Consider the following 18,948-nt stretch of genomic DNA (forward strand, 5'->3'; position numbering starts at 1 on the left):
GGGAATAAAATGGATATCAAAGAGTTTTCAGCAAAACTAGCTGAAGCAACCAAAGAATTAAGTCCGGAAGAACAAACGGCACTGATGAAAATGTTTGCGACTGTTTCAGACGACTTAAATACTCCAGGCTCAACGAGCGGTGGATTTGCAGCTGCTGGTCAAACGACGATTCCAGCAGGAATCACTCCTCGTTTAGAGGCACTAAAAGAAAACTACTTAAAACAAGTGCCGACGATCACCACTCATAGAGCGAGAGTGATCACAGAAATTGCGAAAGAAAATCCGGGAATGCCTAAGAATATTTTAAGAGCAAAATCATTCAAACGCTGCTGTGAAACAGCACCTTTAGTAATTCAAGATAATGAGCTGATCGTTGGTGCTCCTAATGGTGCTCCTCGTGCGGGTTCTTTTTCACCAGATATCGCATGGCGTTGGATGGAAGAAGAAATCGAAACGATTTCCAACCGTCCGCAAGATCCATTCTTCATTTCTGATGAAGACAAGAAAATCATGAGAGAAGAACTATTTCCATTTTGGAAAGGAAAATCCATCGACGAATATTGCGAAGATCAGTTTCGTGAAGCAGGCGTTTGGGAACTATCAGGAGAGTCTTTTGTCTCTGATTGTTCCTACCATCAATTAAATGGCGGTGGTGATTCAAATCCAGGTTATGACGTGATCTTGATGAAAAAAGGGATGCTGGACATTCAAAAGGAAGCGCAAGAGCAGCTTGAAAAAATGGATTATGAAAACCCGGAAGATATCGAAAAAATTTATTTTTATAAATCCATCATTGATACAGCAGAAGGTGTCATGATCTATGCACGCAGAATGTCGGAGTACGCTGCACAGTTGGCGCAAAGAGAAACGGATCCTAAACGTAAAGCAGAGCTTCAAAAGATTTCTGAGGTCAATGCAAAGGTTCCTGCGCATAAACCAGAAACCTTCTGGGAAGCGATCCAAGCTGTTTGGACGATCGAATCATTATTAGTCGTTGAAGAAAATCAAACAGGGATGTCGATCGGCCGTGTGGATCAGTATATGTACCCATTTTTCCAAAATGACTTAGCGACGGGCAAAATGAATGAATTTGAGGCTTTTGAATTAGCTGGCTGTATGCTGATCAAGATGTCTGAAATGATGTGGATCACAAGCGAAGGCGGTTCTAAATTCTTTGCTGGGTATCAACCATTTGTCAATATGTGTGTCGGCGGAGTGACACGTGAAGGACATGATGCGACGAATGATTTGACCTATTTATTGATGGATGCTGTCCGCCATGTCAAAGTTTATCAGCCATCCTTGGCTTGCCGAATCCATAATCGTTCACCGAGAGAATATTTGAAAAAAATCGTTGATGTTGTTCGAGCAGGGATCGGTTTCCCGGCTTGTCACTTTGATGATACGCATATCAAGATGATGCTGGCTAAAGGTGTGTCGATCGAAGATGCCCGCGATTATTGTTTGATGGGCTGTGTTGAGCCGCAAAAATCTGGACGTTTATATCAATGGACGTCGACTGCCTATACACAATGGCCGATTTGTATTGAGCTAGTGCTTAATAAAGGTGTGCCACTATGGTATGGTAAAAAAGTTTGTCTTGATACAGGCGACTTAGCGAATTTCAAAACATTTGAACAGTTTGAAGATGCAGTTAAAGAGCAAATCAAATACATCACGAAATGGTCATCGGTAGCAACCGTCATCACGCAACGAGTACATCGTGATTTAGCACCGAAACCGTTGATGTCATTGATGTATGAAGGCTGTATGGAAAGTGGAAAAGATGTTTCAAGCGGCGGAGCAATGTATAACTTTGGCCCGGGAGTTGTCTGGTCAGGCTTAGCAACCTATGCTGATTCAATGGCTGCCATCAAAAAACTGGTTTTCGATGAGAAAAAATATTCGTTAGAAGAATTGAATCGTGCCTTGAAAGCTGATTTTGTCGGCTATGAACAAATTCGTACAGACTGCTTAAATACACCTAAATATGGCAATGATGATGATTATGCTGATTTGATCGCAGCAGATTTGATTCATTTTACAGAAAAAGAACACAGACAATACAAAACCTTGTATTCAGAATTGTGTCATGGAACATTATCGATCTCAAATAATACTCCATTAGGGCAAATGACTGGTGCTTCTGCTAATGGACGTAAAGCGTGGATTCCATTATCAGATGGAATCAGCCCGACGCAAGGAGCCGATTTTAAAGGACCGACAGCGATCATCAAATCGATCTCAAAAATGGCGAACGATACGATGAATATGGGCATGGTCCACAACTTCAAGATTATGTCAGGCTTGTTAAGTACACCTGAAGGGGAAGAAAGTCTGATCACGTTATTGAAGACTGCCAGTGTTCTGGGAAATGGCGAAATGCAGTTTAACTATTTAGATAATGAAACATTGTTGGAAGCACAAAAGCATCCGGAAGAATACCGTGATTTGATCGTTCGAGTAGCAGGCTACAGTGCCTTTTTCGTTGAGCTATGTCAGGATGTGCAGGATGAGATCATCAGCCGGACAATGTTGACCAAGTTTTAACTCTGGAGGATGAAAAAATGAATAGCCCAAGCACGGAAACAATTGAAAGACAGGTCATGATTTTTAATGTACAAAAATATAGCTTATATGATGGTCCTGGTATTAGAACAATCGTATTTTTCAAGGGCTGTCCGCTACGTTGTCAGTGGTGTGCGAATCCGGAAGGTTTGGAGCGCAAGTTTGAAGTAATGTATAAAGAAAGTGTTTGTAGTGACTGTCGAGCATGCGTCGATGTGTGTCCTGTGGGCATTCATTATATGGATGAAAATGGCGATCATCAAGTAAATCGTGACATCGCCTGTACAGGCTGTCGTGCTTGTTCAGATGTTTGTCCAATGGCTGCCTTGAACATTACAGGTGAAATAAAATCGATTTCAGAAGTTATGGAAATCATTCATGAAGATGATGAATTCTATGAACAATCCGGTGGCGGTGTGACACTTAGCGGCGGTGAATGTACGGCTCAGCCAGAAGCAGCGCTTGCGTTATTACAAGCTTGTAAAGCGGATGGGATCAATACAGCAATTGAAACTTGCGGGCATTCAAGAATGGAACGCTTGCTCAAAATCGCTGAATATGTAGATCTGTTCTTGTTCGATCTAAAACATATGGATCCTGTCCGACACAATGAATTGACTGGAATCAGTAATGAAAAAATTTTGGCAAATTTAAAAGAAGTTTTAGAACTGGGGCATGCTGTACAGATTAGGATGCCGATGCTCAAAATGATCAATGACAGCCAACAGGAAATTCAAGCGATCATCGAATTTTTACTGCCTTATAAAGAGTACCCTAATTTTCATGGAATCGATTTATTGCCTTATCACAAATTAGGGGTGAATAAATACGGACAACTGGGTATGGAATATCCTGTTGATGGCGATCCTTCATTGACAGATCCTGAACTGGATCAAATAGAACGCTGGATCAAAGACTATGATTTTCCAGTGAAGGTGGTTCGTCATTAAAAAAGTGAGAAAGGAAGCGTTCTGATGCTGGAAAGTAATGCACAGCGGGTGATAGAAGAATCTGTTCCAGGAAAGCAAGTGACCTTGGCTCATGTCATTGCTTCACCGATCACAGAAGTATATGAGTCACTAGGCGTCGAAGATACGGGAGCAATCGGTATTTTAACCATTTCTCCATTTGAGACAGCGATCATCGCTGCCGATATCGCTGGCAAAAGTGCAGACGTAACGGTCGGTTTCCTTGATCGCTTTACTGGTTCAGTGTTGTTGACGGGCGATGTTCAAAGTGTAGAAGTAGCTTTAGGGGCTGTCGTGACTATTTTAAAAGAACGGCTGGATTATGAAGTTGTTCAGGTCACAAAGACATGAATAAACGTTTGTTGATCATAGGTCCAAAGGGAAGCGGCAGTCGTATCATTGCCCAAGCGGTCGAGCAAACCGATAAGCCGATTCGGAAAGTTGCTAATCTACTGTATAACAAAAAAACGATCATTGTTCCAAGTCAGTATCTTGAGAGTCCTTGGATGCATAAACATATCATTGCATTGCAGCAAGAAGCTCATCAAGCACTGTTTTTGTTACCTATTCAAAGTATGAAAAAAAGTTATCCACCTAATTTTGCTCAAGTTTTTAGAATACCGCTAGTGGGTGTCATTACTTATAAAACTGACGACTATTCTGAAGAAAGAGTACTAAAAGCAGAGCGATCATTAAAAGAAATAGGGATCAAACGAAAACACATTCAAGTTGATTTGACGGATGAAAAAGGTTTACTAACACTTGAAAAGCATTTGAATATGAAATAAGTAAGAAAGGAGGCCATTTTTTGTTTAATCAATTTAAAATGCCAACCCAAATTATTACAGGAGCAGGAAGCTTAGCAGAACTACAAGGACTATCTTTAAAGCAGGTCTTGATCATCTGTGATCCATTTATGGAACAAAACGGAACTGTTGAAACGATTGGACAGCTGCTGAAAGAAAAAAAGATTGGCTATAGTATTTTTTCGGAAATCATTCCAGATCCAACGATTGATGTCGTAACGAAAGGGCTGATTGCAGCGATCAAGTCAAAACCTGATGGAATCATCGCTTTAGGCGGCGGTTCCGCAATGGATGCGGCGAAAGTGATTCGACAGATTTACACAACAGCTGAAAAAGAGACCTCAGTTCAGTTGATCTGCATTCCCACGACAAGCGGAACTGGCAGTGAAGTGACCGCTTTTGCAGTGATATCTGATCCTATTGTACAAAGTAAATATGCGTTAGTCGATGATCAGATGCTTCCTGATTATGCAATATTAGATCCCTTGTTAACGATGAGTGTTCCCAAAAATGTCACAGCAGATACAGGGATCGATGTTTTTACCCATTGTATGGAAGCTTTGGCTTCAACAAATGCTACTGACTTTACCGATGCTTGTGCTGAAAAAGCAATGAAAATCATCTGGAATGATTTGGTTTCAGTTTTTAATGATGGTGAAAATAGTATGCTGCGCGAAAAAATCCATAATGCTTCATGCTTGGCTGGAATTGCGTTCAGTGAAGCGTCACTGGGCATTTGTCATAGCTTAGCACATGCTTTAGGCGGGCGTTTCCATATTCCGCATGGTCGAGCGAATGCGATGTTATTGCCTCATGTGATCAGTTACAATGCTGGTCTAGAGATAGAAAAAGAAATTCCGCAGTTACTGAGGTATAAAAATATAGCGGAACTTTTAGGTTTTAAAGCCGGCACATCAAAAGCAACAGTACATGGGATGATCACAGGGATTCAGCGTCAGTTTAAGCAAATGGATATTCCCAAGACCATCAATGAGTGCGGAATCGATCCTGAAGAATTTGTAGCCGCGATCCCAGAAATGGCTGAAAAAGCGTTAGAAGATAAATGTACGCTGACCAACCCAAGAACACCAAAAAAAGCAGAATTAGAATCAATTTATCAGAGGTTGTTAAGAGGTGGTTATTGATGCACTTTATTACAGAAAGTGAACTTAGGACCAGTTTTCGCAAGGAACCTTTTACGCATATGACATTGACAGAAACAGAGCGTTTAACACCAGGAGCAAAGCAGTTTTTGCAGGATAACAGAATTGAATTAGTCCTTAAAAACAAACGCTCACCGAGAAAGAAGATAGTAGAAGAGGAGCTGTCTAGTTTAAACGCTTATCAAGAGATCCTTTCTGCAGAATTATTTGAAGCGGCCATTTTAGCTAAGGAAAAGCAGTTGATACTTGGGCAAAAGCTACTCTTATTACAAAAAAAAGTTATGACCATTTTTTCTAGTGAAGTTTCAGGATCGGAAGAAGCAATGATGTCAGTGAAATCATCACTCTTTCAATTTGAAGCTATCCATATTTTTAGTGAACAAGGCTTGTTGCTGATCAAGCTTAAGAAAATCTATGGACTCATTTGTCTAATTTTAGCTGAAAATCCGCAATACAGATCAGCGTTAACAGCTGTTGCTCAAGAACTAAGTATGTTAGTCAAACAATTAGTAGGGGATGCCGATGAATAAACAAGTGCTAAAGAAATCCAATCAATTTATTGCTGATTTTGAAAAAGTGATCCAAAAACCGAGAAAACATCCATCGACTGTTTATTATACAGGGGTTGATTTAGGAACAGCATGTGTTGTGCTTGCAGTTTTAGATGATCAGTATCAGCCGGTTGCAGGAGCGTATCGTTATGCCGATGTTGTTCGAGATGGCATGGTGGTTGATTACATTGGCGCAGTTGAAATCGTCAGTGAGCTAAAAGCAGAGCTAGAACAACAGCTGGAAACAGAGTTAGTCTATGCAGCAGCTTCATTGCCTCCTGGAACAGATGAATTAGATGGCGGGGCGATCAAAAACGTTGTTCAAAGTGCAGGGTTTGAACTGACCAACTTGCTGGATGAACCAACAGCAGCTAATCAATTGCTGAAAATAACTGACGGAGCGGTTGTTGACATTGGCGGAGGAACAACAGGTATTTCGATCATCGAAGCAGGAAAAGTAGTCAAAGTTGCAGACGAGGCGACTGGCGGCACTCATTTATCTTTAGTTTTGGCTGGTGCATATAAAATTTCCTTCGATGAAGCTGAGCTGTATAAACGTGAGGTTAAACATCATGATGAGTTATTGCCGGTCCTAAAACCAGTGATCGAAAAAATTTCATCGATCATCATGCAGCAAACTTTCGGGTTTACGGTCAATGGCATTTATCTAGTTGGCGGTACGGCTTGCCTTAAAAATATCGAAGCAATCATAGAAAAAACAACAGGCATTCCAACGTTCAAACCAATCAATCCGATGTTTGCAACACCTTTGGGCATTGCCTTAAGTTGTACAGATCAAGTATTAAAATAGGAGGGAAAGTCATGGATTGCCGCATTATCAAATCACCGGGTGAAAATACTTTAGCGATTTTAAATCGCCGAAAGGGCTCAAAGGAAGAATTAGGTACGCCAGATGCAGTCGGATTAGTGCAAGGAAAATTGATCGAGATGATCTGTGCCACAGATGTTGCTGAAAAAGCAGTCGGTGTAACGATCGAAGATATTCGGGGCAGTTGTCCGCAGAATATGATCTTGTTAGCGATTTTTGGTGATACCGCTTCGGTCACAGCTGCAATCGAAGAAATCAAACGAAGAGAGAAGAATGGCCAATGGTAACTGCAACTTTGATGGACAATATTTGGGCTACGCGCAAATCAGAAAAATTAAATGGCTTAAAGTTGATGCTGGCGCAGGTCACTGGCGGTTCTAGAGATGGCGAGCGGATGGTAGTCTGTGACGTGATCGGTGCTGGAATCGGTGATCGCGTGATTATCGCTACAGGATCGGCTGCCAGACGAATGCTGGAAGATGACCTGATTCCGATCGATGCTGCTGTTGTCGGGATTATTGATGAAAGTTGTGAGTCTGTATAAAAGAGAGTGTGGCAGAATGAAAAAATTAATTTGTGCAGAAGATATCGAAACCCTGTATAAAGAGGGAAAACAGTGTCTGACAGTAACAAAACAAACAATTATTACACCTTCTGCAAAAGATTTAGCAGAAGAGTACAACATTGTATTTCAAATGCAAACAGACTCTGTAAGAACTACGAATCCAGCTGCTTATGAAACGATTTCTAAAGAAGGATTGGTCTCCTTATTAAGGCAATTATTAAATGATGCTGGAATCGATGGTTTTTCAGATGTTCCTTTTGCGTATGAAAAACATAGGAGTGGGTTGAAGGTCGTCAAGGGCTCTACTGTAAAGCTTAAACCTTTGAATCTAGATAATTCGAGGGTTCGTTATCAAGAATTGATCACACCAGCGGAAAGTCGATTCAGTTGCGGAATCATGGAAATAGATGATAGTTGTTTTTATGATGATAAAACGCTGGAGTCATTCAACTACATCATTGAAGGTGAACTTCAATTAACGATCGATGGAACAACCTATACGGCAACTAAAGGGGATACGATTTTCATTCCAGAGAATCAAGCAATTAGCTGGTCTACACCAAACAAGGTCACGATATTATGTGGAAAATTGAAAGGTGTTGGTAAAGAATGAATCAAGCGATCGGAATGATCGAGACAAGAGGCTTACTAGCAATGATCGAAGCAGCAGATGTCATGCTTAAATCATCAGAAGTTCAGCTTCTAGGTAAAAATAGAGTTGGTGGTGGGTTGAATACTGTGCTGATCACAGGGGATGTAGCGGCAGTTGAGACAGCTGTTCAAGCAGCTGCTGCAAGTGTGGAGCGTTTAGGTTCAGGTTTGTTAGCTGGTACGCATGTGATTGCCCGTCCAGAAATTGGCCCTGAACAGTTTATCCAAACAAAAATGATCGAAGAACCGATCACTGAAACTGTCGATGTGATCGAAATCGTTGAGACAGAACCCATCGAAGAAGTCTATGACATAGAAACAGATGAAATCGATAAAAAAGAAGTGCTGTTACAAGAACTTACGCAAATGAAAGTCGTTGATTTAAGAAAATTAGCGAAAGAGCAAACTAACTTTAGCATTGCCAAAAAAGAAATCTACCGCACCAGTAAAGAAAAACTGATTGCAGCGTTGATTGACTTTTTAATAACAAATGAATAGAGGATCATGAATGGAAACTTTTGATAAAGATTTACGTTCTATCCAAGAAGCGCGTGATTTAGCCCGCAAAGGTCAAATTGCTGCAGAACAAATTGCGACTTTCTCGGAAGAACAAATCGATAAAATTTTACGAAGCATGACTGAAACGGCAAGTAAACATGCTGCTTGTTTAGCGGAGCGGGCAGTTAAAGAAACTGGTTTTGGGAAAGTATTAGACAAAACCTATAAAAATCATGCAGCATCGACCTTACTTTATGAAGAAATCAAAAATGAAAAGACGATTGGTATTGTTGCCGAAGATCCAGCGAAAGGGACTTTTGATGTCGCTGAGCCAGTGGGTTTGGTATTAGGAATTATTCCATCAACCAATCCGACATCTACAGTGATTTTTAAAGCAATGATCGCAATTAAATCAAGAAATGCAATCGTTTTTTCACCTCATCCAGCAGCGCTTGAGTGTACAAAAAAAGCGGCAGAAATGTTGAATCGTGCGGCTGTTGCGGCTGGTGCACCGGAGGGAATCATCAGCTGTTCATCGATTCCAACGATGTCAGGAACTAATGAATTACTGCATGCCCCAGAGGTAAGTTTGATCATTGCCACTGGCGGTCCAGGTATGGTCAAAGCAGCATACAGCTCTGGTAAACCAGCTTTAGGAGTTGGCGCAGGAAATTCGCCAGCATATATTGAACGAACAGCTGATGTAAAAAGTGCTGTCGCAAAAATCATGGCATCAAAAACCTTTGATAACGGAACGATTTGTGCCTCAGAGCAATCGATCATCTGTGAGGAGGTCAATAAAGAAGCAGTTATTCGTGAATTAAAAGCACAAGGCGGCTATTTTATGTCTAAAGAGGAAACGGATAAGGTTTGTCAGCTGTTATTCAAAAATGGTTATGCGATGAATGCTAAATTTGTCGGACGATCTGCTGATGTGATTGCTAAGGCAGCTGGAATTACGATTCCAGCTGATACAAAGGTTTTGATTGGCGCTCAGGACGGTGTAGGCGCCGGCTATCCGTTATCTTTTGAGAAATTGACAACAGTTTTGGCATTTTATGTGGTCAATGACTGGGAAGAAGCCTGTCATTTAAGTATCGAACTATTGCAAAATGGTATTGGACATACCATGAGTATCCATACGAATGACCGTGATATTGTGATGAAGTTTGCAGCAAAACCTGCTTCAAGAATCTTAGTCAATACTGGCGGCAGTCAAGGTGGTACAGGAATCAGCACAGGCTTGCCGATATCCTTTACTTTAGGCTGTGGAACATTCGGCGGCAGTTCAGTTTCAGAAAATGTTGGGCCGAAGCATCTATTAAATATCAAAAAAGTGGCGTATGGCTTAAAAGATGTCACTACTTTGATCGAAAACGACCCAACCTTCGTCTTTAAAGGAACAACTGAAAGTGCTGAAACTCCACAAGCTTTAACATCAGAAAGATCGTCAGCTAAGGGAAGTCAGATAGCCGATGATGATTTAGAAACGTTAGCAAAAGTTGTCCGCCAAGTTTTAGCTGGGATGAATCAATAAAGAAATGAGCTGAATCAATGAATAATTATGAAGAGCTATTAGGCCTAATACTAGAAAAACTAGCAGAAGGCGACTTAAAGGAAACAACACCTAACAGCAATACGATTCCTGTAGGGATTTCCAACCGACACATTCATCTAGCACAAAAAGATGTAGATAAATTATTTGGTCAAGGATATCAATTAACGAAACTAAAAGATTTATCACAGCCAGGGCAATATGCGTGCAAAGAAACATTGATGATCTGCGGTCCCAAAGGAATGATCGATAATGTCCGAATCTTAGGACCTGTCAGAAAACAAACACAAGTCGAAATTTTACAAAGTGACTCGTTCAAAGTGGGTGTCAAAGCTCCTTTGCGCTTGTCTGGTGATTTGGCTGGAACGGCCGGCATCACGTTGATTGGACCGCATGGTTCAGTTGAGTTGACCGAAGGTGTTGTTGTAGCAAAGCGTCACATCCATATGCTGCCAGCTGATGCTGAGCGCTTAGGTGTATGTGACGGCGAAGCTGTAACGATTGCCTTTACTGGTGAGCGTGGCGGAACACTGAATAACGTTATTATTCGAGCAGCGGAAAATTCTGGCTTAGAATGTCATATCGATACAGAAGAAGCCAACGCTCTTGGGGTAAAACCCGATACAACAATTGTTATCCAAAAAAATTAATATAAATCTTTAGGAGGAAATAATAATGAAATCAGATGCTTTAGGAATGATCGAAACAAAAGGATTAATTGGTTCTATTGAGGCGGCTGACGCAATGGTCAAAGCTGCAAATGTTTCACTAGTAGGAAAAGAATTAGTTGGCGGCGGAATCGTGACAGTGATGGTACGTGGGGATGTTGGTGCGGTTAAAGCAGCGACGGATGCAGGCGCTGCCGCTGCTCAGCGTGTCGGTGAGCTATTATCTGTTCACGTGATTCCACGTCCGCATTCAGAAGTAGAAAACATTTTACCGACAGAAGCATAATCGATAAAGTTAAAAAGGTGAAGCATAGAAGTCAATCGTGCATCACCTTTTTATTTAGCAACAAAGTAAAAAGGAGGAAAAAATGAATAAAACAGTAATCATTGGTTCAAACCATGCAGGGATCGCAGCGGCAAATACATTGCTGGATCAGTACCCAAACCAAGAAGTAGTGATGATCGAAAAAAATTCTAATCTTAGCTATTTAGGCTGCGGCACAGCGCTTTGGGTCGGACGACAAATCGATTCGTATGAAGGCTTATTTTATACAAATAAAGAAGACTTTGAAGCGAAAGGAGCTAAAATCTATACTGAAACAACGGTAGAACAGATCGATTTTCAACAAAAAAACATCCAGTGCAATTCTAATACGGGAGAACGTTTTTTTGAAAGTTATGATACGCTGATTTTAGCGACAGGCTCTAAACCGATCGCACCAAATATTCCAGGTGCCGATTTAGAAAATATTCATTTTTTAAAACGATTCCAAGATGGCCAGACAGTAGATAAACGAATGTCAGAACCAAATATCAAAACAGTTGCGGTGATCGGTGCCGGTTATATTGGTGTAGAGATTGCTGAAGCGGCAAAACGTAGAGGGAAACACGTTCTACTATTTGACGGAGCAGATCGTTCACTTCCTAGCTACTATGACAGAGAATTTACCGATCAAATGGATAAAAATTTGTCAGAGAATGGGATTGAGCTGCATTTTGGTGAGTTAGCAAAAGAATACAGAGGAACGAAGGCTGTTGAAGCGTTCGTAACGAATAAAGGAACCTACAACGTTGATCTAGTGATCAATGCAATTGGTTTTTTGCCTAATAATGAACTTGGAAAAGAACATTTAGAGTTATTTCATAATGGCGCTTATGTAGTAGACGAATACCAGCAAACCAGTGATCCATCTGTGTATGCCGTTGGGGACTGTGCCACGATCTATTCAAATGCGCTTAAGAAGATCAGCTATATTGCATTGGCAACAAATGCTGTCAGAACTGGCTTGGTTGCAGGACATAATATTGGAGGAGCCAAGCTTGCTTCATCAGGTGTTCAAGGGTCAAATGGAATCTCGATATTCGGACTGAACATGGTGTCAACAGGACTTTCAGTAGAGGCTGCAAGTAAAAATAAACTAGATGTATTATATACAGATTATGAAGATTTGCAAAAACCTGGATTTATGGCTGATAATGCCCAAGTAAAAATTCGGATCGTTTACGAAAAAAGCTCACGTAGGATCATCGGAGCACAAATGTGTTCACGTGCAGAGATTTCAATGGGGATTCATTTATTTTCATTAGCGATCGAGCAAAATGTAACGATCGATGAATTAAAATTATTGGATATCTTCTTCCTGCCGCATTTTAATCAGCCTTATAACTACATTACGATGGCGGCTTTAACAGCAGAATAATCAAAAAGACACTGGCGTATTCTACGCTTAGTGTCTTTTTATTTGTTAAAATGAAGAGCCTGGTTCTTTTAAAAAGGCGATCTCTTCTGCTGTAGAAGTTCTGCCTAAAATGGTGTTTCGATGCGGATAGCGACCAAATCGGACTAAAATGTCACGGTGTTTCTGTTCAAAATCAAGATTTTGTTCCATTCCTTTTTCTGCAAAGCGTTTGACTGCTTCTTCATGAATCACCAAAGACTCAGAATGCATCAAAGGCATATAGAGAAAACTGCGTTCCTGAGTAGTCAACTCATCTAGTTTGCCTGAAGTCATTGCTTCTTGAGCTAAAACAAGAGCCATTCCATCATAAGCAAAAGATTGAGGCTGCTCTCTAAACAAATTGCGGGAAAACTGATCTAAAACAATGATTTCAGCTAAACGCCCGTGAATGGTTTTCCGCCAGTCTGATTTTTCTCCTCGAGCTACCTGTTCATGAATAGCAGAAAACCGTTCTTTGATCAATGCATCAAAAGCTAAATCTTTTTTGAACCACTGACTGGGTTCCGTTTCTTCGAACCAAAAACGTAAAATATCTTGATCGTTCATATATTATCCCTCCAAGCTCGATTTATCCCCTTTAGTGTAACATATAAAATAGAGGACAACATTTTGTTGACCTCTACTATCATCGGCTGATTATTTTAATTTAAATTTTACTTTTGTATTATCATTGAATTGTCCTTGGAATTGGAATTGTTTGTAGTTTGAACCATTTCCAAGTTTGTTTAGGATATGAGTAGTTACTTCTTTTTGACTAGCTGTTTTCAAATCCAAGCCAGCAATGATTCCTTCGATCTTCGTTTGTGCTGCACTGCCTTGTAATTGGATTTTCTTTGATTTATCTTGGTATTGTGCTTTCACTGTGCCGTTAGCTTTCACTTCGTATTGAAGCTCAACTTGTTGACCAGTTTTATAATCGACTTCTACTTCAAGTTTTTTCAAATCAGACTGTTCAGGTACTTCTGGTGTTTCAGGAGTTTCTGGTTGCTCTGGTGATTCCGGTGCTTCAGGAACTTCTGGCGTTTCAGGTACTTCTGGTGTTTCAACAACATAGTATGATTGTAAACCAAACTCAGCTTTTACATAGCCCTTTTTAATTAAGATCACTTTCAAATGCAAATCATTTTGATAAGTCATTTTGTTCAAAAGATTGATTGATTTTGAGTAGTATAAACCAAAATCACGAGCGATCACACTTGCTTCAGAAGCACTATAACCTGCAGCTTCCCATGTATCAGCCTTTTTCAGTTCGTTGTATACCTCAGTTACATTTTTGCTTGTTAAAGACAGACCAGTGTAGTCTAGTAGATCTGCTTTGTTAAATAGAGTGATTGTTTTTGCAAAGTTTGACTCAACAACAGTTGCTGCATCGACAGAATGTACTTCTGTTCCTAAACTTGCTGCACAAAAACTCATTGCTAAACTTGCTGCTACGATACCTTTAAAAAATTTCATAAAAAATTCCTCCTTTTTTAGCTACTATTTTATGAATAATAGCTTGACTACATTATTGGACAGATAGATCGTAAAGTAAAGGGTTATTAATCAATTCTCATAATTTTAAGTAAAATTTAATTTTCTTGGTGTTTTGAATCTATGACTAATTTTTATTTAAAATACTAGATAAGTCATAGATGTATTGATACAAATGTTCTTTTTGAAAAATGGGTTTTGCATTTATTTGCAGTTTTTTTAATATTTTTTAAAAAAATATTGAAAAAATATGCATTTGATGTTACTTTTGAGTAAAGGAAGTGATGATAATGTTGATGGAAGAACGGCTAGTGAGGATCAAAGAACATATTGATGAACATAAAAGTGCGACGATTGAGCACTTAGCGGACAAACTACATGTATCAAAAGACACGATCAGAAGAGATTTGATCAAATTAGAACAACAAAATGTTATTCGCAGAACACACGGTGGCGCAATAGCTGCCAATCGTGAGGCGTTGATTTTGAATTATGAAGAGCGCTCAAGTAAATTCACCACAATCAAGGAAAAGATCGCGCAAAAAGCAGCAATGCTCATTAAAGATAATACAAGTGTATTGTTCGATTCCTCAACGACAGTTGAGGCAGTTATCAGAAAATTAAGCGATCAGACACTGTACGCAATTACTAATTCATTGACCCATGCGACGCTTTTAGCAAAATATGATAAAACTCAAATCAGCATACTGCCGGGCAAACTTCACAAACAACAACTTTTTTTATATGGTGCTGAAACTATAAAGAAGATCGAAGAATATCAGGTCGACTATACGATCTTAGGCGTTTTTGCCATTTCTAAAGAAGGTCTTTTTATCCACACAGAAGAAGAAGGGCTGGTCAAACGCCAAATGATCGCTCAAGGTCAAAAAGTCATTGCTCTTGCGGATCATACAAAAATAAATACAACTGGTTTTTTCAAGATTTGTTCCTTAGCCGATATCGATTTATTGGTGACAGATGAGCCTTTGGAGTCAGATTTTATGCAGCAATTAGAACAAAATGATGTCGATGTAATCATAACAGCAGAATAAAAGGAGAAAAAAATGACAAATAAAAAAATTGTACTTGGGCAAGTAAAAGAGCCGACTCTCTTTGAACATGTTGCACCTGTTTTTTTAACGGATGACACGATCAATGAACGGAAAGAAAAATTGCTGAAAGAAATGAAAAACTCAAATCTTGATGCGGTCGTCATTTATGCAGATAAAGAACATGGCGGAAATTTTGAGTACCTGACAGGTTTCATTCCGCGCTTTGAGGAAGGGCTATTAGTGGTGGAGGCTTCTGGAAAATGTACAGTCATTCTAGGAAACGAAAATCTAAAGATGGCGGCAGTTTCCCGTATTGAAGTGACCCTAAAACATAGTCCACTTTTTTCATTGCCAAATCAGCCGATGGACAATGATGTCGCTTTGGAAGATATCTTTAAAGAAATCGGTCTGGATAAACAACAAAAGATCGGGCTAGTGGGTTGGAAAATGTTTACCACAACACGTCATGATCCTAAAGGATTCTTTGATATTCCATATTTTATTGTGTCAGCGTTGTTGAATTGTTTAACAGAAAATAGTGAAGTAGTCAATGCAGCTCATCTATTTATCGGCGGAGATGCCGGTGTACGTACGATCAATAATGCCAATGAAATCGCTCATTATGAATATGGAGCAAATTTAGCTTCTTCGTGTATGTTGAATGCAATGAACGCAGTAGATGTTGGTGTGACAGAGGCTGAGCTTGGTGCACATCTGACTGCAGAAGGGCAGACGAATACAGTTGTAACGATTGCGGCGACAGGTCAGCGTTTTGAAAAAGCCAATGTGTATCCTACACATAAAAAAGTCCAGTTAGGTGATCCATTATCGATGACGACTGCCTTTAAGGGCGGCTTATCAAGTCGTACAGGGTTTGTTGTAGAAACAGAAGATCAGCTTCCAACGAATCAAAAAGATTATCTGGAACGAGTAGCGAAGCCATACTACAATGCTATTGTGCATTGGTTGGAGACAATCAAGGTTGGAATGGAAGGGCAAGTGATTTACGATGCAGTCGAAGAAATTTTTCCTAAAGAAAAGTATCACTGGCATTTAAATCCGGGCCATTTAGTTTCAGATGAAGAATGGATGTCTTCGCCAATCTATGCTGATTCAAGAGAAACGATCAAGAGCGGCATGATCTTCCAAATCGATATCATTCCTTCGATCAAGGGCTATACAGGAGTAAGTGCAGAAGAATGTGTGGCGATTGCAGATGTTCAGCTCCAACAAACAATAGAAACGCAGTACCCAGAACTATGGGATCGAATCGTAGCTAGAAGAGCATATATAAAAAATGAATTAAATATTGAACTTGCTGATGAAGTATTACCATTATCAAATACTGTTGCCTATTTACGTCCGTTTTATTTAGCAAAAGAACAGGCCCTGCTTGTGAGTAAAAAGAAAGACTAATATTTAATAATGCTGAAACTTTTGCTATAATAACAATGAAAATGTCAATTTATGTGCAGAAGGAAGGATCTTTAAAGATGAAAAATGCAACGATCACCAAAACGGTCGATTTATTAGATGGCGGCTGTAATGTTTGTGGAATAATCGAAAATGAAAACTATACCTTGGTTATCGATGAACAAGCAATCCCGTTAGAGGAATTGACAGTGAATGCTTTGGTCACAGGAATCGTTTTACAAGAAGGATTCAAAAGAAGTTATGAATCGGATGAGGTCGATGACTTTGTATTGTATAAAAAAGAGCAGCAGGTAGTCAGACTGAAAGAAGAATATGATTTTCTGACCTATTCTAATGATAAAACAACCATTTCCACAAAGGATCAATTAGTAGATAAGGTGAAATTAGTCGAAAAAGTCAATGAGATTTTGGTGACTATTTTTGATTTGGAAGAACTAGACATTCGTTTTTAAATAAAGTCCTGAATGATAATATAGCTGTTTACTTAAAAAAAGAGAGTTCTTATAACGTATCTCACATGAAAAATGCTGAAGATAGATATAGGAGCTCTCTTTTTGTATTTTTTGATTAGCTAATTTGTTGGATTAATTATTTTTATTGCTATTATTTTTGTAAAAATACCTGCGCATTTGTATAAGCGTTGGTATCTCCTGGGAACCAGCGTTTCAATTTAGTTGCCAATTCAACGGCGCGTTCATTATTTTCGATATTGATGATTTGTAGATAAAATTTGCCATCGCTTTGTTTGCCATAAGAAACACGAGTAGATAGAAAATATTGGCAGAATTTCTCACGTAAATTACCGCGCAAACGATTACTGATGGCTTGCCAGTCTTTTGGTAAGTTATCGATTTCGACCCAGTTGTATTTTTTATCTGCTTGAGGGACGACTTTCATGTCACGCTCATTGTAAGTAGGAATTTGCCCTTTTGTTAAGCGTAGACATTCAGACGTCATGTAGTCTGTCCATTCAGGTTTGATGCCGACGACTTTGACCATCAAATGCGTAGGATATTCGATCAAAAAGACATTGCCGTTGGTCAACATCGGCCAAGTGTTTTGGCGGACGAATTCAGCCATGCTTTTTGCACCGGATTCCAGTGGAATATCATTGATGATCGTTTTATACAAGGTCCCGTTTTTGACCTCCGGATTTTGATTGTGCCCTTGATTCATAAAGGGTTCATTAGTGATGAACCAAATCGTCCGATCCATTAGATCCTGTTCTAAGACCCAAAGATTTCCTAACGTGGGACTACTGATTAGGTATTGGTAAGGACTGCGGGATTCAGCGGTCGGTGCGACTTGACTGATCGTGTATTCTTGTCCGAGGTATTTTTTCTCTAATACACGTCTGCTCCAATGGATACTGGCATTTGTTGCAGCAGTGCTCAGTCGAACTTTTAGCCCAACGTTGAATTTAGCTGCTGGAGCTAGAGATAGGTCTTGTTCGTAGATCCATTTGCGGTAGCTTGTTTCATTGGAGCTGATCAAGACTTCATATTCAGAGCTTTCCCATTTTGAGTTAAGTGTGTGTATTTCTTCAACTTTATAATATTGATTGACACGGTTAGCTGGGATCGGTTCGTTAGAAGACCATGGAGACGTGATTTTTGCACCGCCGGACAACAACACGATATTCCCAACTTTTACTTTGCAAGGTCTGCTTGGAAAAGGAGCTTCTAAAAAAAGTGCTGCTTCTGCAGCTCTACGATTCACTAAGCCTTGTAAAATTTGTCCATTACTATAAACATATCGCTTCATCTCAGTTGCTGCTGCTTGCCATTGTTGACTATTTAGATAAGAAAGCAACGCTGAATTATATAAAATATTAGGTCCTAAATTAAAGTGAAAGCTCGCAAGTGCATCAAATTGATTTTGATTCAATTGAACTTTTACATATTTAGAGATTCCAGAAGCATGAGTCAACAGATCTTCTTTCAAGAACGCTTCTGCTTGCGCTTGTGTAATCGACATGCCTGCGTAGCCCCCTTTAGTATGTCCGTAACCGATCGTCCAGACACCAGCTGAATCTTGATAGGCAGTTAACCGCAGCCCTTCGAATTGTTTTACTAAAGTAACTCCTTTTTGTGAAATAGTCATTCCTTCATTTGCCATAATATTGTTCCTCCATTTAATATAGTTGGTTGTATCTCAAAACTAGATTTAAGATCATTTGAATCGATAGCACGTCTGCTAGAGTGGAATTCCTAAATACAGTTTATATTTTTTTAATAGAGCAGAACTATCGAGAATCTGTCGTTTTTCTTTGTGTATTCCGTTTAAAAAAAATAGACAGTAACTTTTGTTATTATTTGTTGTGGAAAGGATAGTGAGGAGCATAATCAAGTTTTGTTACAAAAACGGTAGCAAAATGAAATATTTTTTATAAAATTTAATTTGACTTTGTGAAGCGATACGCTTATAG

Annotated in this window: 21 protein-coding genes; 18 read left to right on the forward strand and 3 right to left on the reverse strand. The window is 39.5% G+C overall.

Annotation, left to right across the window (positions count from 1 at the left end):
* Window positions 1-9: 9 nt before the first annotated feature.
* From cutC to nox, 15 genes are all read left to right on the forward strand, one after another.
* Entirely contained in the window at window positions 10-2,550 is a 2,541-nt protein-coding gene (gene cutC / locus CC204_RS18050; RefSeq protein ID WP_088271439.1) for a choline trimethylamine-lyase, read from the forward strand.
* 17 nt (window positions 2,551-2,567) lie between these two features.
* Window positions 2,568-3,518 (forward strand): choline TMA-lyase-activating enzyme, encoded by a 951-nt coding sequence (cutD, locus tag CC204_RS18055; RefSeq protein ID WP_088271440.1) that lies wholly within the window; start codon window positions 2,568-2,570, stop codon window positions 3,516-3,518.
* A 24-nt stretch (window positions 3,519-3,542) separates the two neighbouring features.
* Entirely contained in the window at window positions 3,543-3,887 is a 345-nt protein-coding gene (locus CC204_RS18060) for a BMC domain-containing protein (protein ID WP_088271441.1), read from the forward strand.
* On the forward strand, window positions 3,884-4,324 hold the full coding sequence (locus CC204_RS18065) for a EutP/PduV family microcompartment system protein (protein WP_088271442.1): 441 nt from the start codon (window positions 3,884-3,886) through the stop codon (window positions 4,322-4,324). Before CC204_RS18060 ends, CC204_RS18065 begins: the two co-directional genes overlap by 4 nt.
* 20 nt (window positions 4,325-4,344) lie before the next feature.
* Window positions 4,345-5,487: a 1-propanol dehydrogenase PduQ gene (locus tag CC204_RS18070; RefSeq protein WP_227011200.1), complete on the forward strand. Its 1,143-nt coding sequence runs from the start codon at window positions 4,345-4,347 to the stop codon at window positions 5,485-5,487.
* Window positions 5,487-6,035, forward strand: coding sequence for a hypothetical protein (locus CC204_RS18075; protein WP_088271443.1), 549 nt, complete (start codon window positions 5,487-5,489; stop codon window positions 6,033-6,035). The genes CC204_RS18070 and CC204_RS18075 overlap by 1 nt, the downstream gene beginning before the upstream one ends.
* Window positions 6,028-6,867 (forward strand): ethanolamine utilization protein EutJ, encoded by an 840-nt coding sequence (gene eutJ, locus CC204_RS18080; RefSeq protein WP_088271444.1) that lies wholly within the window; start codon window positions 6,028-6,030, stop codon window positions 6,865-6,867. Before CC204_RS18075 ends, eutJ begins: the two co-directional genes overlap by 8 nt.
* 11 nt (window positions 6,868-6,878) lie before the next feature.
* Complete coding sequence (locus CC204_RS18085) at window positions 6,879-7,172, forward strand: BMC domain-containing protein (RefSeq protein ID WP_087639303.1); 294 nt, start codon at window positions 6,879-6,881, stop codon at window positions 7,170-7,172.
* The gene (locus tag CC204_RS18090; protein ID WP_087639304.1) at window positions 7,166-7,429 is read left to right on the forward strand and encodes a EutN/CcmL family microcompartment protein; all 264 of its coding nucleotides are present in this window, start codon (window positions 7,166-7,168) and stop codon (window positions 7,427-7,429) included. The genes CC204_RS18085 and CC204_RS18090 overlap by 7 nt, the downstream gene beginning before the upstream one ends.
* Before the next feature lie 16 nt (window positions 7,430-7,445).
* Window positions 7,446-8,063 (forward strand): cupin domain-containing protein, encoded by a 618-nt coding sequence (locus CC204_RS18095; RefSeq protein WP_088271445.1) that lies wholly within the window; start codon window positions 7,446-7,448, stop codon window positions 8,061-8,063.
* Window positions 8,060-8,599 carry a BMC domain-containing protein gene (locus CC204_RS18100; RefSeq protein WP_088271446.1) on the forward strand — a complete coding sequence of 180 codons (540 nt, stop codon included), beginning with the start codon at window positions 8,060-8,062 and terminating at the stop codon, window positions 8,597-8,599. Before CC204_RS18095 ends, CC204_RS18100 begins: the two co-directional genes overlap by 4 nt.
* Window positions 8,600-8,609: 10 nt before the next feature.
* Window positions 8,610-10,136 (forward strand): acetaldehyde dehydrogenase (acetylating), encoded by a 1,527-nt coding sequence (locus CC204_RS18105; protein ID WP_088271447.1) that lies wholly within the window; start codon window positions 8,610-8,612, stop codon window positions 10,134-10,136.
* A gap of 17 nt (window positions 10,137-10,153) precedes the next feature.
* Window positions 10,154-10,804, forward strand: a complete 651-nt coding sequence (locus CC204_RS18110; protein ID WP_088271448.1) for a phosphate propanoyltransferase — start codon at window positions 10,154-10,156, stop codon at window positions 10,802-10,804.
* Between the two features lie 25 nt (window positions 10,805-10,829).
* Window positions 10,830-11,108, forward strand: coding sequence for an ethanolamine utilization microcompartment protein EutM (gene eutM / locus CC204_RS18115; RefSeq protein WP_069662185.1), 279 nt, complete (start codon window positions 10,830-10,832; stop codon window positions 11,106-11,108).
* Between the two features lie 82 nt (window positions 11,109-11,190).
* Complete coding sequence (gene nox / locus CC204_RS18120; RefSeq protein ID WP_088271449.1) at window positions 11,191-12,522, forward strand: H2O-forming NADH oxidase; 1,332 nt, start codon at window positions 11,191-11,193, stop codon at window positions 12,520-12,522.
* Window positions 12,523-12,567: 45 nt separating this feature from the next.
* On the opposite strand, the gene CC204_RS18125 is transcribed toward nox, so the two are convergent.
* Entirely contained in the window at window positions 12,568-13,107 is a 540-nt protein-coding gene (locus CC204_RS18125) for a DUF924 family protein (protein WP_088271450.1), read from the reverse strand.
* 90 nt (window positions 13,108-13,197) lie between these two features.
* A complete protein-coding gene (locus CC204_RS18130; RefSeq protein ID WP_088271451.1) occupies window positions 13,198-14,016 on the reverse strand; it encodes a YusW family protein in 819 nt (272 codons plus the stop codon).
* A 308-nt stretch (window positions 14,017-14,324) separates the two neighbouring features.
* Between CC204_RS18130 and CC204_RS18135 the strand changes: the two genes are divergently transcribed.
* From CC204_RS18135 to CC204_RS18145, 3 genes are all read left to right on the forward strand, one after another.
* Window positions 14,325-15,086 carry a DeoR/GlpR family DNA-binding transcription regulator gene (locus CC204_RS18135; protein WP_088271452.1) on the forward strand — a complete coding sequence of 254 codons (762 nt, stop codon included), beginning with the start codon at window positions 14,325-14,327 and terminating at the stop codon, window positions 15,084-15,086.
* 12 nt (window positions 15,087-15,098) lie between these two features.
* Window positions 15,099-16,502 (forward strand): M24 family metallopeptidase, encoded by a 1,404-nt coding sequence (locus CC204_RS18140; RefSeq protein ID WP_088271453.1) that lies wholly within the window; start codon window positions 15,099-15,101, stop codon window positions 16,500-16,502.
* Window positions 16,503-16,579: 77 nt separating this feature from the next.
* Complete coding sequence (locus CC204_RS18145; RefSeq protein ID WP_088271454.1) at window positions 16,580-16,972, forward strand: DUF4809 family protein; 393 nt, start codon at window positions 16,580-16,582, stop codon at window positions 16,970-16,972.
* Between the two features lie 151 nt (window positions 16,973-17,123).
* Here CC204_RS18145 and CC204_RS18150 read toward each other — a convergent pair whose 3' ends face one another.
* Window positions 17,124-18,638, reverse strand: a complete 1,515-nt coding sequence (locus tag CC204_RS18150; RefSeq protein WP_088271455.1) for a lysozyme — start codon at window positions 18,636-18,638, stop codon at window positions 17,124-17,126.
* Window positions 18,639-18,948: the final 310 nt, after the last annotated feature.

The sequence above is a fragment of the Enterococcus wangshanyuanii genome, assembly GCF_002197645.1.
GTDB classification, from domain to species: Bacteria; Bacillota; Bacilli; order Lactobacillales; family Enterococcaceae; genus Enterococcus_L; species Enterococcus_L wangshanyuanii.